This window comes from Moorena sp. SIO3I8 (assembly GCF_010692325.1).
In the GTDB taxonomy this organism is placed as follows: domain Bacteria; phylum Cyanobacteriota; class Cyanobacteriia; order Cyanobacteriales; family Coleofasciculaceae; genus Moorena.
In genome coordinates this window covers 1-1,529 of sequence record NZ_JAAHHW010000366.1, presented here as the reverse complement: position 1 = coordinate 1,529, position 1,529 = coordinate 1, and the positions used below count along the sequence as shown (strand labels likewise).

General features: G+C 46.0%; 2 protein-coding genes. Both read right to left on the bottom strand.

The window, feature by feature from the left end:
• A partial coding sequence (locus F6K51_RS37040) for a cysteine peptidase family C39 domain-containing protein (RefSeq protein ID WP_293031110.1) occupies window positions 1–814 on the bottom strand: 814 nt, incomplete at its 3' end.
• Window positions 807–1,451, bottom strand: coding sequence for a helix-turn-helix domain-containing protein (locus F6K51_RS37035; RefSeq protein WP_293031108.1), 645 nt, complete (start codon window positions 1,449–1,451; stop codon window positions 807–809). The genes F6K51_RS37035 and F6K51_RS37040, both read right to left, overlap by 8 nt.
• Between the last annotated feature and the right edge of the window lie 78 nt (window positions 1,452–1,529).

Sequence of the window (1,529 nt, the reverse complement as noted above, 5' to 3'; positions counted from 1 at the left end):
GAGTGGAAAAGCCAACACTTTCGGCAGCAAAGCACAATCCTCGCAGGGATGAGCCATCTCGGTTGACATTCGCCAACTTCCGCAAGCGATTTAAACTAAACTGCTTGCCCCAGTAGCGAGACACCATCACCAAACAAGCTGGACCACAATCGCTAGCACTCTGTTGAGCATAAAATGGATAGCGCCTAGTAATTCGTTGAAACCAATGTCCCACACGCTGAGCAGGATGAGGGAAGAAAGCTTTCTTGATTTTTTTCTGGGACTTGGTTTTTTGATGGGATCCAGAGGTGAGGGGAGTGGCGGAGTGAGCTGGGACAGGATTTTGCGTTCCGGTAGCGGCTCTTTCAGAGGATCGCATTTGGCACTGGGAGTCTCGCAATTGTGCTGTATTCCACAAATGGTCTCGGATTTGGGGATAGCGATCCATCAGAGCCAACACCACATCCGCTGGTAAAAAGCACAGCTTCAAATTCACTGAAGCTCTAGCCAAATAGGGCTCCAAGTCAACTTCTGGGAACAAGGTCAATTCGCCAAAAGACTCCTCAGTTTCCAAGGTAGTGATTAATTCACCTGCCCCATTGAGTAGTCTCACCTTACCAGCGATAATGATATAGATCCCAGCATTACTATTAGCATTACTATTGGCATTACTATTGGCATTACTAGTTCCTGCGTGCCAAAACTTGCCCACCTTAGGCTCTTTGAATTGACATCGTTTTAGGACGCGCTGGAATTCTGATGGAGACAGAGAATATCCCAGAGTCTTGCTCAATTGTTGAGGAGAAATTATTGGAGCAGATGAACTTTTAACCATTGGTACTCAGGGTTATCCTATTTGTGTAAGAGAGCATAATCGCTGAAGAATCAGGTAGAACAGCCGATTGCAAGTCATGAATCATAATGCTAACCCCACTCATCCCATTCTCAGTCGTCTTTGACTGAGCCTTACTGGATTTTCTCGGTCGAGTGGACAATCCCATCTCTTTGAGCAACCGATTCACATGGCGAGGGGTAATTTCAACCCCCAATTCCTTAGCCAAATGCTTACTCAACCAATGAGCTGTCCAGCGCCGAAATGAATAGCCACAGTCCCTAGGACTCTGTTTTACCAGTTCCTGTAACCGTTCAAGATATTGCTCATTAACCGCCTTAGGGCGACCAATGGGATTATCCTGCCAATTGAGTGCTTGACCAGTCCGAGCCATCAGGATCCAATGCCTAGCTGTCGCTGGGCAACAGCCTAAGGCTTGGCGAATTTCAGCTTGAGATTGCCCCTGATCCGCCAGCAACATAATTTGAATACGCTGACGGTATTTTTCTGATATATCCAATTCCAAACTCTTTTGCAGAAGTTGTTGTTGTAATGAGGTTAAATGTCTCCCTGTAGTACTACCTGCACCCTTTTGGTCAGCTCGTAAGTTATCTCGTAATTGATGTCCTAAGATAGCCATAACTAATGGGTCTGTTGATTATCCCTTCATCCTCAAGTTGACTCGGTCATAGCTTGCCACTTAAAGCTTCTACTTTTG